Annotated in this window: 13 protein-coding genes; 5 read left to right on the forward strand and 8 right to left on the reverse strand. The window is 51.9% G+C overall.

Annotated elements, in window-relative coordinates:
* Positions 1 to 4: 4 nt before the first annotated feature.
* The gene (gspE, locus tag GFB57_RS00460) at positions 5 to 1387 is read left to right on the forward strand and encodes a type II secretion system protein GspE (RefSeq protein WP_003018727.1); all 1383 of its coding nucleotides are present in this window, start codon (positions 5 to 7) and stop codon (positions 1385 to 1387) included.
* A complete protein-coding gene (gene hofC, locus GFB57_RS00465) occupies positions 1377 to 2579 on the forward strand; it encodes a protein transport protein HofC (RefSeq protein ID WP_003018730.1) in 1203 nt (400 codons plus the stop codon). The genes gspE and hofC overlap by 11 nt, the downstream gene beginning before the upstream one ends.
* 56 nt (positions 2580 to 2635) lie before the next feature.
* Here hofC and GFB57_RS00470 read toward each other — a convergent pair whose 3' ends face one another.
* Positions 2636 to 3679 carry a GMP reductase gene (locus GFB57_RS00470; RefSeq protein WP_003018732.1) on the reverse strand — a complete coding sequence of 348 codons (1044 nt, stop codon included), beginning with the start codon at positions 3677 to 3679 and terminating at the stop codon, positions 2636 to 2638.
* Between the two features lie 225 nt (positions 3680 to 3904).
* Here GFB57_RS00470 and coaE point away from each other — a divergent pair, with 225 nt between their 5' ends.
* From coaE to yacG, 3 genes are read left to right on the forward strand one after another with little or no spacing between them, the layout of a single operon-like run.
* Positions 3905 to 4525, forward strand: a complete 621-nt coding sequence (gene coaE, locus GFB57_RS00475; RefSeq protein WP_003018735.1) for a dephospho-CoA kinase — start codon at positions 3905 to 3907, stop codon at positions 4523 to 4525.
* Positions 4525 to 5268 (forward strand): cell division protein ZapD, encoded by a 744-nt coding sequence (zapD, locus tag GFB57_RS00480; RefSeq protein ID WP_003018738.1) that lies wholly within the window; start codon positions 4525 to 4527, stop codon positions 5266 to 5268. The genes coaE and zapD overlap by 1 nt, the downstream gene beginning before the upstream one ends.
* Before the next feature lie 9 nt (positions 5269 to 5277).
* Complete coding sequence (yacG, locus tag GFB57_RS00485; RefSeq protein WP_003018740.1) at positions 5278 to 5472, forward strand: DNA gyrase inhibitor YacG; 195 nt, start codon at positions 5278 to 5280, stop codon at positions 5470 to 5472.
* Positions 5473 to 5560: 88 nt separating this feature from the next.
* Here the strand turns inward: yacG and mutT are convergent, their stop codons facing one another.
* The 7 genes from mutT to ftsQ all read right to left on the reverse strand — a co-directional run bounded on the left by mutT (position 5561) and on the right by ftsQ (position 13885).
* A complete protein-coding gene (mutT, locus tag GFB57_RS00490) occupies positions 5561 to 5950 on the reverse strand; it encodes an 8-oxo-dGTP diphosphatase MutT (protein WP_003018743.1) in 390 nt (129 codons plus the stop codon).
* A gap of 56 nt (positions 5951 to 6006) precedes the next feature.
* Positions 6007 to 8712: a preprotein translocase subunit SecA gene (gene secA / locus GFB57_RS00495; protein WP_003018746.1), complete on the reverse strand. Its 2706-nt coding sequence runs from the start codon at positions 8710 to 8712 to the stop codon at positions 6007 to 6009.
* Between the two features lie 59 nt (positions 8713 to 8771).
* Positions 8772 to 9278, reverse strand: coding sequence for a secA translation cis-regulator SecM (gene secM / locus GFB57_RS00500; RefSeq protein WP_003018748.1), 507 nt, complete (start codon positions 9276 to 9278; stop codon positions 8772 to 8774).
* Positions 9279 to 9560: 282 nt separating this feature from the next.
* Entirely contained in the window at positions 9561 to 10478 is a 918-nt protein-coding gene (gene lpxC / locus GFB57_RS00505; protein WP_003018750.1) for a UDP-3-O-acyl-N-acetylglucosamine deacetylase, read from the reverse strand.
* Positions 10479 to 10578: 100 nt separating this feature from the next.
* Entirely contained in the window at positions 10579 to 11730 is a 1152-nt protein-coding gene (gene ftsZ, locus GFB57_RS00510) for a cell division protein FtsZ (protein WP_003018753.1), read from the reverse strand.
* A 62-nt stretch (positions 11731 to 11792) separates the two neighbouring features.
* Entirely contained in the window at positions 11793 to 13055 is a 1263-nt protein-coding gene (gene ftsA, locus GFB57_RS00515) for a cell division protein FtsA (RefSeq protein WP_003018755.1), read from the reverse strand.
* Positions 13052 to 13885, reverse strand: a complete 834-nt coding sequence (gene ftsQ / locus GFB57_RS00520) for a cell division protein FtsQ (protein WP_003018758.1) — start codon at positions 13883 to 13885, stop codon at positions 13052 to 13054. The genes ftsA and ftsQ overlap by 4 nt, the downstream gene beginning before the upstream one ends.

Below are 13885 nucleotides of genomic sequence, written 5' to 3' on the forward strand. Positions count from 1 at the left end.
AGAGATGAATACCACCCAGCTTACAGCGCTATGCCAACGTTATCAGGGAATATTACTGGATGCAGACAATGAAGTGGTGCATATCGCCGTCGTAGACGCCCCATCACACGAACTGCTGGATGCACTGCATTTTGCCACCACCCGGCGCATCGACATTGTCTGCTGGACACGTCAGCAAATGGAAGGCCACACGCATACACCGCAGAAAATGCTCCCGGCAGTAGTCACAAAAAGCAGCGCCAGCGCAGCAGACTTGCTGAATCAGACGTTTCATTCCGCTCTGGAGAAACGGGCTTCTGATATTCATTTTGAGCCAGCGGAAAATCACTATCGGATCAGATTACGTGTGGATGGAGTACTCCACGCTTTACCGGAAGTCACGACCGAGATGGGCATTGCCATCACCGCAAGGTTAAAAGTATTAGGCAGTCTGGATATTGCCGAGCATCGGCTTCCACAAGACGGACAATTTACCGTTGAGATTTCAGGAGAACCTATCTCGTTTCGCATCGCCACCCTGCCCTGTCGCTACGGCGAAAAAGTTGTGTTGCGGCTACTTCATCAGGTCGAGCAGTCACTGGAGATCGCCGCACTGGGAATGCAAGACGCGCAGCTGGCCGCATTTTCGCAAGCCTTGCAGCAGCCTCAGGGGCTGATTCTGGTTACCGGGCCTACCGGAAGCGGTAAAACGGTCACACTGTACAGTGCGCTGCAAACCCGAAACACGCCAGATGTTAATCTCTGTAGCGTGGAAGATCCGGTAGAGATCCCGATCACAGGCATCAACCAGACGCAAATTCACCCACGCGCCGGTTTGACTTTTCAGGGAGTCTTACGTGCTCTGTTGCGCCAGGATCCCGACATTATCATGGTGGGTGAAATCCGCGATGGAGAAACAGCAGAAATAGCCCTTAAAGCCGCACAAACCGGTCATCTGGTTCTTTCTACGCTGCATACCAATTCCACCAGTGAAACGCTGGTGCGTCTGCAACAAATGGGGGTTGCACGCTGGATGATCGCCTCCGCGCTGACGCTCGTCATTGCACAGCGATTGGTCAGAAAGTTGTGCCCCCATTGCCGACAACGTCAGAGTACGCCTATAACACTCCCGAAAGCTGTCTGGCCTACACCACTACCGAATTGGCAGGCCCCTGGCTGCAAACATTGTTATCACGGATTTTATGGCCGTACGGCATTGTTTGAAGTACTCCCTGTTACTCCGGCATTACGTCAGAGTATTGCCAGTGACACCCCCGTAGACGGAGTGGAACCTGATGCTCAGCTATCAGGGAGAACGCTTTTCGAGAATGGCTGTCAGGCCGTCGAGCAAGGATTAACGACGTTTGAAGAGCTGATTCGTGTACTGGGCATGCCTCATGTCCGCTAAACAGCTTTGGCGCTGGCAAGGCATTAACAACAAAGGTAAATCGCTGGAAGGTACACTATGGGCCGATACGCGACCGTCATTAATGCTGGCTCTTGAGAAACAACAGATTACGCCGCTACGCATTAAACGTATACGTGTCAAAACCTCGCACTGGAGCCGTACAAGAAGTGCCGAAACCATACACCAGTTGGCGACATTGCTAAAAGCAGGGTTAACGCTCTCAACAGGGCTAACTCTGCTTGCTGAACAGCATCCCAGCAGTCAATGGCAGGCGCTACTGCGTACGCTGGCTTACGATATGGAACAGGGCATTACCCTCTCCACCTCACTATCACAATGGCAACACGTTTTTCCGCCCCTTTACCAGGCAATGATCCGCACCGGAGAGCTTACGGGTAAGCTGGACGACTGCTGTTTTGAACTCGCCTACCAGCAAAAGAAACAACAGCAACTTGCTGATAAAGTTAAAAAAGCCCTGCGTTATCCGCTTATCATCATCACAATGGCGGTGTTGGTCGTATTTGCGATGTTGCAGTTTGTACTCCCTGAGTTTGCCGCCATCTACCAGACATTCAACACCCCGCTACCGGCCCTCACTCAGTGGATTATTACCATCGCACACTATAGCAGCCAATGGGGATGGCTGGCGGTAGCACTTGGCCTGGTAGCGGTTGCGGCACATCATTTGATAAATCAGAAACCGTACTGGCTCGTTCTGCGCCAGAAATTGCTGCTCAGCCTCCCGGTCATAGGGCCGATGGTGAGAGGGCAAAAGCTCACGCAGATCTTCACCGTTCTGGCGTTAACGCAAAATGCGGGCATTCCCTTTTTGCAGGGTCTTGAGAGCGTTACCGAAACGCTGGCTAACCCTTTCTGGTCGCAACGTTTAGCGCTGGTTCAGCACGACATTAGCGCCGGAAAGCCGGTCTGGTTAGCGCTTAAAAATAGCGGTGAATTCAGCCCATTGTGCATACAGCTGGTCCGAACAGGTGAAGCTTCCGGCTCGCTGGATGCAATGCTGCGCAATCTCGCGCATCACCATGGAGAGAAAACCCTGGCTCAAGCTGAGAATTTGGCTGCATTACTTGAGCCTGCGTTGCTGGTCATTACGGGGCTTATCATCGGTACGCTGGTTGTCGCGATGTATTTACCGATTTTCCATTTGGGAGATGCGATGAGCGGAGTGGGATAAATTCAAATGCCGGATGGCGACGTAACGCCATCCGGCATTTCACAGAACGACCTGTTTTACAGGCTATTGAATACGCGGTTCTCTTGTTCCTGTACACGAATAAACGTTGTACGTTTGGTCAGCTCTTTCAGACGGGATGCGCCTACATAGGTGCAAGCAGAACGCAAACCGCCGAGAATATCGCGAGCGGTATTATCAACCGGGCCGCGCAGAGGCAGCTTAACGGTTTTACCTTCAGCGGCACGATACTGAGCAACACCACCAACATGGCGGGTCATAGCAGATTCTGAGCTCATACCGTAGAACAGCATGAATTTCTCACCGTTTTCTTCAACAATTTTGCCGCCGCTTTCTTCGTGACCGGCCAACATACCGCCGAGCATAACGAAGTCTGCGCCGCCGCCAAACGCTTTTGCAACGTCACCCGGCATTGTGCAACCGCCGTCGCTGACAATCATTCCGCCCAGACCGTGGGCTGCATCGGCACATTCAATAACCGCAGAAAGCTGTGGATAGCCAACGCCGGTTTTTACACGCGTGGTACATACAGAACCCGGGCCAATACCTACTTTGACAATATCAGCACCGGAGAGCACCAGCTCTTCACACATTTCACCGGTTACCACATTGCCCGCACAAATCGTTTTTGTCGGCCATGCTTCACGCGCTTTCGACACAAACTGAACAAAATGCTCTGAGTAGCCATTTGCCACATCAATGCAGATAAAATTCAGCGCTGGGTTGAGCGCCAGAATCTGTTTGGTTTTTTCGAAGTCTGCGTCAGACGTGCCGGTTGAAACCATTACGTGTTTGAGTACATCGGCAGAAGTCTCTGCGATGAAGGCGGCCCAGTCTTCAACAGAATAGTGTTTGTGCACAGCGGTCAGAATGTCGAAGGATGCCAGCGCCGTTGCCATGGCAAACGTCCCGACAGTGTCCATGTTCGCGGCAATAATAGGTACGCCGGACCAGGTCTGACCTGAATGCTTAAAGGTAAATTGACGTTCCAGCTCAACATCGGAACGGCTTTTGAGAGTAGAACGCTTAGGGCGGATAAGAACGTCTTTGAAACCTAACTTCAGATCTTCTTCGATACGCATGTGCGGATTCCTGGGGTTAATGGCGAAAAATCGAAACTCACAACTCCAGTGACGCTATCATACGCACTAATCAATGCCGCGCAAGACTGCGAAATTCTCTTTTTTTACGCTACAATCCCATAAATTTACCTGGCGAATAGTAGGTTAATCCTGCAACAGCCTCGCCTTCGCACGCTTAACTTTTAACTGTTTGATAATCAAACTTAAACTCCAGGATCGGCATCTATGAGGTATACGGTAGCCTTAACCGGCGGCATTGGCAGTGGTAAAAGCACCGTTGCAAATGCGTTCGCTGACCTCGGAATAAACATCATTGATGCAGATATTATTGCGCGCCAGGTGGTTGAACCCGGCACACCTGCTCTTAAGGCAATCGAAGAACATTTTGGTTCCGAGGTTATCGCCGCAGACGGATCGTTGCAGCGGCGCAATTTACGCGAACGCATTTTTTCCGCCCCAGAGGAGAAAAGCTGGCTGAATGCCCTGCTCCATCCGCTTATTCAGCAGGAAACGCAGCGCCAGTTTCAGCAATCGACCTCACCTTACCTGTTATGGGTTGTCCCTTTGCTGGTGGAAAATTCGCTGTATAAAAAAGCCGACCGCGTACTCGTGGTGGATGTCACGCCCGAAACCCAGCTCAGACGCACCATGCAGCGTGATGACGTCACACGTGAGCATGTTGAACAAATTCTTGCTGCCCAGGCAACGCGTGAAGCGCGGCTGGCCGTGGCAGACGATGTTATTGATAATAATGGCGCACCGGAAGCCATCGCCTCGGATGTCGCCCGCCTGCACGCACTCTATTTGCAATGCGCGTCGCAGTTTGTCTCACAGGAAAAACCGTAATGCACACCCAGGTCCTTTTTGAACACCCTCTCAATGAGAAGATGCGTACATGGCTGCGCATTGAGTTTTTAATCCAACAGCTCTCCGTTAATTTACCCATTGCTGACCATGCCGGCGCTCTGCATTTTTTCCGCAATATCGGAGATTTACTGGATGTATTTGAACGCGGCGAAGTCCGTACCGAACTCCTCAAAGAACTGGAGCGACAGCAGCGTAAACTCCAGGCCTGGGTCGAAGTTCCCGGCGTCGATCAAAGCAGAATCGACTCTTTGCGCCTGCAGTTAAAAAGTGCAGGCAGCATTCTGATTTCTGCCCCGCGTATTGGACAGACGCTGCGCGAAGATCGTCTGATTGGTCTCGTACGTCAACGTTTAAGTATTCCTGGCGGGTGCTGCAGTTTCGATCTGCCGACTCTGCATATCTGGTTACACCTGGCGCAATCGTATCGTGACGCGCAGGTTGAAACCTGGCTTGCCAGCCTGAATCCACTCAATCAAGCGCTGTCGCTGGTGCTGGATTTAATTCGCAACTCAGCGCCGTTTCGTAAGCAAACCAGCCTGAATGGTTTTTATCAGGACAACGGCGAAGATGCAGATCTGCTGCGCTTGCAGCTGCCGCTTGATTCGCAGCTTTATCCGCAAATTTCTGGTCATAAGAGCCGTTTTGCCATCCGCTTTATGCCGCTGGATAGCGAGAATGGTCAGGTGCCTGAGCGCCTCGATTTTGAACTGGCGTGCTGTTAAGGAGTCAACATGTCTGAACAAACCATCGTCAACTGCCCAACCTGTGGCAAGCCTGTAGTATGGGCTGAAGTCAGTCCGTTTCGCCCATTCTGCAGCAAGCGCTGCCAGTTAATCGATCTGGGAGAGTGGGCTGCAGAAGAGAAACGCATCCCAAGCTCAGGCGATCTGTCGGAAAGCGACGACTGGAGTGAGGAGCAGAAGTAATTCTGCTAATACGTAGGGCGGGCAAGCGTAGCACCCCCGCCATAATTTGCCGGATGGCGGTGTTGCCTTATCCGGCCTACGAACACCATTATCCAGTAATCAGCTTTTCAATGACCGGTGCATTCGCCGGCGGGAAATCTTCCGCATTCAGAGCATATTGCGCAATCCACTGCGCCGGTTGCCCCTCTTTTCCCCACGGCTCGCCTTCCCAGCTTTCAACCAGCCAGAACCACAGAGTGATATGCCTGTCCGGAAACTGATACTCCAACTTTTCGAACAATGAACTTTTAGTCGGCGTGATCCCTATTTCTTCCTGTAGTTCGCGAATCAGCGCCTGCTCCGGCGTTTCGCCCGCTTCAATTTTCCCGCCGGGGAACTCCAGCTTATTGGCCATGTGGGCATCAGCCGCACGCTGGGTGATAAAAATTTCATTGTGCTGATTACGAATAATCCCGACGGCGATCTGCAATATTTTCATTTTCATCGTCCATAAAAAAGGCGCAGAAGTCTGCGCCTTTTCAATAAGTTATTTTCTTAGCTCAGACGGCCATGACACTGTTTGTATTTCTTGCCGGAACCGCAAGGACACGGATCGTTACGACCCACTTTACGATCGCCGGTTTGTGCCGCCAGCTCTTCTGCCGCAGCAGAATCATCACCTTTATGGCTCAACTGCTGCATCTGCGCTAAACGCTCAGCTTCTTCGCGACGCTGCTGCTCCATCGCTTCTACTTCTTCAGGCATACGCACCTGAACTTTGCTCAGAGTGCTGATCACTTCGTACTTCAGAGATTCCAGCATTGATGCAAACATAGAGAAGGATTCACGCTTGTATTCCTGCTTCGGATCTTTTTGCGCATAACCACGCAGGTGGATACCCTGACGCAGGTAATCCATCGCCGCCAGGTGCTCTTTCCATAAAGAGTCGAGCGTTTGCAGCATCACGCCTTTTTCGAAGTGACGCATCATCTCCGCGCCCACAACTTCTTCTTTGCGCTGATAAACTTCTACTGCGTTTGCCAGAATACGTTCGCGCAGCGTTTCTTCGTGCAGCTCAGGTTCTTTATCCAGCCACTCTGAAATCGGCATATCCAGATCGAAGTCGTTTTTCAGACGTTCCTGCAGACCCGGAATATCCCACATTTCTTCCAGAGACTGCGGCGGAATATAGGCATCAATCGTCGCTTTGAAGACGTCTTCGCGAATGCTGTTAATGGTTTCGCTAACGTCAGTTACGTCCAGCAGTTCGTTACGCTGGGTGTAGATAGCACGACGCTGGTCGTTGGCGACATCATCATATTCCAGCAACTGCTTACGAATATCGAAGTTGCGGCTTTCCACTTTACGCTGCGCGTTAGCAATTGCTTTGGTCACCCATGGGTGTTCAATGGCTTCACCAGGCTTCATACCCAGTTTACGCATCATGCCGGACACGCGGTCAGAGGCAAAAATACGCATCAGCGCATCTTCCATCGACAAATAGAAACGAGAAGAACCCGCATCCCCCTGACGACCAGAACGACCACGCAGCTGGTTATCGATACGACGAGATTCGTGACGCTCAGTACCGATAATATGCAAACCACCAGCAGCTAATACCGCGTCATGGCGAACCTGCCACTCGGCTTTGATCTGCGCGATTTGTTCCGGAGTTGGGTTTTCCAGCTCGGCAACTTCTGCCTGCCAGCTACCGCCCAGCACGATATCGGTACCACGACCCGCCATGTTAGTAGCGATTGTCACGGCAGACGGGTAACCCGCCTGTGCGACGATATCCGCTTCGCTGGCATGGAACTTGGCGTTCAGAACGTTATGTTTGATGCCTGCCTTGGTCAGCTCGTTAGAGACCACTTCAGATTTTTCAATGGAGATAGTACCCACCAGCACCGGCTGGCCATTTGCGGTACGCTCTTTAATATCTTCAATGATCGCCTGAATTTTTTCCGCTTCGGTCATGTACACCAGATCCGGTAAATCCTTACGGATCATCGGGCGGTTAGTTGGTACAACTACGGTATCCAGCTTGTAGATGGAGCTAAATTCAAAGGCCTCGGTATCTGCTGTACCGGTCATACCGGCCAGTTTTTCGTACAAACGGAAGTAGTTCTGGAAGGTAATAGATGCCAGCGTCTGGTTCTCGTTCTGGATCTCTACGCCTTCTTTAGCTTCAACAGCCTGGTGCAGACCATCAGACCAGCGACGCCCCTGCATGGTACGGCCGGTGTGTTCATCAACGATGATAACTTCGCCGTCTTTCACGATGTAGTCAACATCGCGGGTAAACAGCACGTGTGCACGCAGTGCGGCAGTCACGTGGTGCATCAGCATAATGTTGCCTGGAGAGTACAGAGACTCGCCCTCATCCATAATGCCTTCGTTAACCAACAACTCTTCAATCAGTACCAGACCACGTTCGGTCAGGTTAACCTGGCGCGCTTTCTCATCAACAGAGAAGTGGCCTTCCCCCTGGAACGTGTCGGAATCTTCCTTCTCCTGACGGATCAGGTGTGGGATGATTTTGTTCACTTTTTTATACATTTCCGAGCTGTCTTCAGCCGGGCCAGAAATGATCAGCGGCGTACGCGCTTCATCGATCAGGATGGAGTCAACTTCATCGACCAGCGCATAGTGCAGTTTACGTTGAACACGCTCTTCCGGACTAAACGCCATGTTATCGCGCAGGTAGTCAAAGCCGTATTCGTTGTTGGTACCGTAAGTAATATCGGCGTTGTAGGCTTCACGCTTGGCTGGCGCTGGCAGGCCAGACATGTTGATACCAACGGTCATGCCGAGGAATTCAAACAGCGGGCGGTTATTTTCGGCATCACGCTGAGCCAGGTAGTCGTTCACGGTAACTACGTGCACGCCCTTCCCGCTTAATGCGTTCAGGTAGGCTGGCAGCGTCGCGGTCAGGGTTTTACCTTCACCAGTACGCATTTCCGCGATGCAGCGATCATTAAGCACCATACCGCCCAGCAGCTGAACGTCGAAGTGGCGCATACCGAACACGCGTTTACTCGCTTCACGCACCACTGCGAACGCTTCCGGGATCAGGCTCTCAACGCTGGCACCTTTTTCCAGACGGGCGCGGAATTCAGCGGTCTTCGCTTTCAGTTCATCATCGGAGAGTTTTTCCATCTCCGGTTCCATTGCGTTGATGACATTGACCACTTTACGCATACGACGCAGCGTACGCTCGTTACGGCTACCGAATACTTTGGTTAATAATTTGATTAGCATAATAAAATCTCAAACGCCCCGCGATGCGGAGTCAAAATTATAAGTTGGAAGGTTCTTTTTTAGCTGAGGCGTTGAGGACCAGCGCGGATACCCTGCAGCTGGCTGATCCAGACCGGAACGCTAAACGCGGCCTGAGAAGTAAAGTGGGCGTATGTCACGCGACTTACTGTCGCGGGCGGAGTGCCTTCTTGCGTCAGCATCGCGCTGAGCGTATTCAGTAACGCAAGATGGTGTGCCTGGATTGGCAACGGCTCTTCGGCAACAGGCAACGCCTGAGGCGCCATGGCAAAAGAAAGATGGCGGATAACCGTACGAATGGCATGTTGATGCCAGTAATCGACGGTAAAATTTGGGCGGCGATTAGTCGCTTCCAGCAAAGCAAGCTGGCTAAAGTTAACTTTAGCGGATTGATCGTGATTGCTGGCGGTCGCCTTCGCGGGGGTATTGGGTTCAGCAGCATTACCGAGCGCGGGCAGGCCAAAACTCGCCGCGACCATCCCCAACAGGAGATGCGGCCAGAAGTACCGTCTGCCTAACTGTCGCCAACGCGTCAGTATTCCACTCACGTTTTTGCCACCTGATATACCCTGCGTTTGGGGTTACGAATGCAAAACATTTTTTTGCGCACGAATCTTATCATTAAAGCGTACGCTCCACAGCAGTAATGACAACCGGCCATGGGTAAATATGCTCAAGAAAGCAGCGATCGCACACTATTTTAACCTAGTGGCAGGGAAATATTTGCGTTGGAAAAGGCTGCGTTAATGAGTACATAAAAAAACGACTGGCTCACCTGGCCGGAGAGAGTGCCAGATTTACCAGTCGAATTTATACGACAGCGTATGTCGTTATGCCAGTACGGTCGAAGGTGCTTTGAACGCCAGAGGCAGTTCTGCATCGTCCTGGAAGGTCACATATTCCCAGGCTTCCTGTTTTGCCAGGACCGCCTGCAACAGTTTGTTATTCAATGCATGACCGGATTTATACGCGGTGAATGCACCAATAATGTTGTGACCACACATGAACAAGTCACCAATCGCGTCGAGCATTTTGTGACGAACGAATTCGTCTTCAAAACGCAGACCGTCTTCGTTCAATACGCGATAATCGTCAACAACGATGGCACAATCGAAGCTGCCGCCCAAGGCCAGGCCACGGGACTGCAGATATTCGATATCACGCATGAAGCCGAAAGTACGCGCACGGCTGATCTGGCGCATGAACGCATCTGCAGAGAAGTTCATCGCGTAGCGCTGCGTGCTGGCATCAATCGCCGGATGGTTAAAGTCGATGGTAAAATCCAACGAGAAACCATTAAACGGTTTGAATTCAGCCCACTTATCGCCATCTTCGACACGAACGGTCTCTTTGATGCGAACAAATTTCTTCGCGCTGTTCAGTTCTTCAATACCCGCATCGAGCAGCAGGTATACGAACGGAGCAGCACTACCATCCATGATCGGGATTTCCGGGGCGTTAACTTCAATAACAATGTTATCGATACCTAAGCCCGCCAGAGCAGCATTCAGGTGCTCTACGGTTGAAATCCGCACATCATGCTCATTGACCAGACACGTACAGAGCATGGTATCACGCACAGATTTGGCATCGGCCGGGAAATCTACCGGAGGATTCAAGTCGGTGCGACGATAGATGACCCCGGTGTTGGCCGGCGCAGGGCGTAGCGTCAGCGTGACTTTTTTGCCGGTATGTAAACCGACGCCAGTCGCCTGAACGATACGTTTAAGTGTCCTTTGTTTGATCATCGTATAATCTCGCCAAATTAACTATCCAACCGAAGTGTACTATACATTCGGCGGACCAGTTTAGCACAAAGAGCGCAGATTCCCAAATTCCAGCTAATTCTTAATCAGCTTGCTTACGCAGGAATGCAGGGATATCCAGATAATCCGGCTCTTTAGTGGTTTGCGGCGTATTGTCGTTAACCACTTTCGCTACCGGCTTCTGTTCTTGCGTCAACGGCGCCATGCCGTGTTGCTGGTAACGATCCATTACCGGCTGCTGTACCTGCTTGTTGGTTACCAGAGTGATTTCAGGACGCTTGTCCATACCAATTCCAGTCGCAACAACGGTCACACGCAGTTCGTCGTTCATATCCGGGTCCAGAGAGGTACCGATTACCACGGTCGCGTTATCCGATGCAAAGGCACGGATGGTGTTACCCACGGTTTCGAACTCATCCAGACGCAGGTCGAAGCCCGCAGTAATGTTGACCAGCACGCCGCGTGCGCCGGACAGATCGATGTCTTCCAGCAGCGGAGAAGAGATAGCCATTTCAGCCGCTTCTTCTGCACGGTCTTCACCGCTCGCCACGCCAGAACCCATCATCGCGTAGCCCATTTCGGACATCACGGTGCGCACGTCTGCAAAGTCGACGTTCATCAGGCCCGGACGAGTAATCAGTTCAGCGATACCCTGAACTGCACCTTTCAGTACGTCGTTCGCTGCGCCAAACGCATCCAGCAGGGAGATACCGCGGCCCAGTACTTTCAGCAGTTTGTCATTCGGAATAGTAATTAGAGAGTCCACATGTTTGGACAGCTCGGTGATACCCTGCTCCGCGAATGCCATACGCTTCTTGCCTTCAAAGTTGAAAGGCTTAGTCACGACAGCAACGGTCAGAATACCTAAATCTTTTGCTACTTCAGCAACCACTGGCGCTGCACCGGTACCGGTACCGCCGCCCATGCCTGCTGCGATAAACACCATGTCTGCCCCGTCAAGCGCTGCACGCAGAGCTTCACGATCTTCGTCTGCCGCATTACGGCCGACTTCCGGGTTCGCACCCGCGCCCAGACCTTTGGTGATGCCGCTACCAATCTGAATGGTCTGTCCAACCGCCGTTTTACGCAACGCCTGAGCGTCGGTATTCACCGCGAAGAATTCAACACCTTCGATGCGCTCGCGCACCATGTGTTCAACGGCATTACCGCCGCCGCCGCCGACGCCGATGACTTTAATCACCGCGTCATTGGTAAGTTCCATAGGTTCAAACATAGTTTCTCTCTCCGTTGTGCCTGTCGCCTGAGACCGTTAATGTGCGATGGTCTCTTTAAAAATTAAAACTCTTTTCGCAGCCAGCTATTGAGTCGTTTGATCCACGAGCCAACTGATGCCGTTACGCGTTTTTCTACTTCAGCCTCACCACTCAAATGGGATTCTTTTCCGTAGTGAAGCAGCCCCACTGCCGTTGAGTAATACGGCTCCTGAGCATAATCCGTCAGACCAGTGATATTCAGCGGCGCGCCAATACGTACTTGCGTATGGAACACGCGCTGTGCGCAGGCCGCCAGACCTTCAATTTGCGCAGCACCACCGGTTAACACAATCCCCGCCGCCAGATGATGTTTCACACCCTGCTGGCGAAGCTGTTCTTGTAATTGCAAAATTTCTTCGTTGACCAGGTTGAGCAGCTCGGTATAACGCGGCTCAATGACTTCTGCCAGGGTCTGACGTTGCAGGCTGCGCGGTGGACGACCACCTACGCTTGGCACTTCAACGCTTTCGTCTTTACCCACGATGGACCCCAGCGCACAGCCATGGCGCACTTTAATGGCTTCAGCATCGCTCGGCGGCGTACCAAAGGCATACGCGATATCACTGGTCACTACATTCCCTGCATAAGGGATAACTTTAGTGTGGCGCAACGCCCCGCCAGTATAAACGGCGATGTCCATTGTACCACCACCAATATCCACCACGCAGACACCCAGCTCACGTTCATCTTCCGTCAACACGGAATAACTGGCTGCCAACCCGGCAAAAATCAGTTGGTCAACTTTCAGACCACAACGTTCAACAGCTTTGACAATGTTCTTCGCCATGTCGTTGTGGCAGGTAATAAGGTGGACTTTTGCCTGCATACGTACGCCGGAAAGACCTACCGGATTTTTAATGCCTTCCTGGTAGTCAATGGCGTATTCCTGCGGAATAACGTGCAGAACGCGATGTTCGTCGCGAACGCGTACGGATTTTGCCGTATGTACCACGTTTTCCACATCTTCCTGCGTCACTTCCTCTTCGGAAATGGGCACCATACCAATTTCATTTTGACAGCTAATATGTTTACCGGAAAGTGCCAGATACACCGAGGAAATCTGGCAATCTGCCATCAGTTCAGCCTGGTCAATGGCGCGCTGTACGCACTTCACCACTGACTCAAGGTCATTCACCCCGCCTTTATCCATACCTCGCGATGGGCAACTGCCCACGCCAATGATATTGACCATACCGTCGGGCAGAACTTCCCCTACTAAAGCGGCTACCTTCGCGGTGCCAATCTCCAGTCCAACTACCAGTTTTCTGTCCGTCGCCTTGATCATTGTTGTTCTGCCTGTGCCTGATTCTGTTGCTGATTAGATTCCTCAGGAGGCAAGGGAACCCAGCCTACTGCCGCTCCTGAGTCATAACGCAAATCAACGTAGCTAATCCGTTTGCCATCGGTTTGCGCCTGCTGCTGTAAAACCGGGTAGAGTTCCACAAAGCGAGCCAAACGTTTTATCGTATCGCCCCTGCCCAGATTGAGCTTAATATCGTTATTCAGCGTCAACTGCCAGGAACGACGAGCGGTCATCGCCGCTTCCTTCAGGGTGAATCTATCCTTAGCCAGCACCTGCCCCATATCACGGAACCCTTGCAACACTTCACTTGCGCTGCCTTCCGGTCCGTACAACATAGGTAATACCTGCTTATTGGCCCGACCGGTTGGGACGCTGAACGTATTGCCTTCGGCATCCACCATATGCTGGTCATTCCAACGCGCAATGGGCACATATTCAACCAGATGAATCTTCAATTCATCGGGCCATTGCTTTCTGACGCTCGCCTGTTTAATCCAGGGGAGACGTTCAATTTGACTCTGAATGATGTTCACATCCTGAGTCATAAAGGTTCCCGGAGCGCCCAGAGCCAGAATGGACTGACGAATATCGTCATTGCGCGTGTAATGCCGTTCGCCGGTTAACACCAGCTTTGACAATGGCAACCGCTGCGCATCTTCCATCCACCCCAACACTACCCAGCCGCTGACAAACACGGTGCACAGCACTGTCAGCAGGAACAGTATTCCTGCAAGACGCGTTCCATTATTGCGGCGTGAGGAGTTTACTTCTTCTTCATCACCGTTTCGCGTGTTCAGCGCAGCCTGCGACAT

Origin of the sequence: Citrobacter sp. S39 (assembly GCF_009495675.1) — a bacterium.
Classification (GTDB): domain Bacteria; phylum Pseudomonadota; class Gammaproteobacteria; order Enterobacterales; family Enterobacteriaceae; genus Citrobacter; species Citrobacter freundii.

Excerpts from the sequence above, each read along its gene's own strand:
- gspE (WP_003018727.1), top strand. The coding sequence starts at position 5 with ATGAATACCACCCAGCTTACAGCGCTATGCCAACGTTATCAGGGAATA.
- hofC (WP_003018730.1), top strand. The coding sequence starts at position 1,377 with ATGTCCGCTAAACAGCTTTGGCGCTGGCAAGGCATTAACAACAAAGGT.
- GFB57_RS00470 (WP_003018732.1), bottom strand. The coding sequence starts at position 3,679 with ATGCGTATCGAAGAAGATCTGAAGTTAGGTTTCAAAGACGTTCTTATC.
- coaE (WP_003018735.1), top strand. The coding sequence starts at position 3,905 with ATGAGGTATACGGTAGCCTTAACCGGCGGCATTGGCAGTGGTAAAAGC.
- zapD (WP_003018738.1), top strand. The coding sequence starts at position 4,525 with ATGCACACCCAGGTCCTTTTTGAACACCCTCTCAATGAGAAGATGCGT.
- yacG (WP_003018740.1), top strand. The coding sequence starts at position 5,278 with ATGTCTGAACAAACCATCGTCAACTGCCCAACCTGTGGCAAGCCTGTA.
- mutT (WP_003018743.1), bottom strand. The coding sequence starts at position 5,950 with ATGAAAATATTGCAGATCGCCGTCGGGATTATTCGTAATCAGCACAAT.
- secA (WP_003018746.1), bottom strand. The coding sequence starts at position 8,712 with ATGCTAATCAAATTATTAACCAAAGTATTCGGTAGCCGTAACGAGCGT.
- lpxC (WP_003018750.1), bottom strand. The coding sequence starts at position 10,478 with ATGATCAAACAAAGGACACTTAAACGTATCGTTCAGGCGACTGGCGTC.
- ftsZ (WP_003018753.1), bottom strand. The coding sequence starts at position 11,730 with ATGTTTGAACCTATGGAACTTACCAATGACGCGGTGATTAAAGTCATC.
- ftsA (WP_003018755.1), bottom strand. The coding sequence starts at position 13,055 with ATGATCAAGGCGACGGACAGAAAACTGGTAGTTGGACTGGAGATTGGC.
- ftsQ (WP_003018758.1), bottom strand. The coding sequence starts at position 13,885 with ATGTCGCAGGCTGCGCTGAACACGCGAAACGGTGATGAAGAAGAAGTA.